The 245-nt window shown below is 59.2% G+C and carries 1 protein-coding gene; it reads left to right on the top strand.

The features are described from left to right. Positions 1-245, top strand: a 245-nt coding sequence (locus tag SB724_RS21445) for an MBL fold metallo-hydrolase (protein WP_410573053.1), incomplete at both ends; no start/stop codon positions are given.

Raw genomic sequence — 245 nt, 5'->3', positions numbered from 1 at the left:
CATTCCCAAAGAGCGCGCTGCCCACGATGCTCATGAAGAGCGACGAGGAGACGCTGCGGCTGAACGACCAGACGGTCAAACTGAAATACTACGGCCCTGCCCATACGGACAGCGACATCTCCGTCTTCTTCGAGGAAGCGAACGTAGTCCACGTCGCCGACACCTTCTGGAACGGCGTCTATCCTTTTATCGACTACTCGACGGGCGGGAGCATAGACGGCCAGATCCAGGCAGCCGAGGCCAAC

The sequence above is a fragment of the Bacillus sp. SIMBA_031 genome, assembly GCF_046535225.1.
GTDB classification, from domain to species: Bacteria; Bacillota; Bacilli; order Bacillales; family Bacillaceae; genus Bacillus; species Bacillus velezensis.
This window is presented reverse-complemented; position numbering and strand designations above follow the sequence as displayed.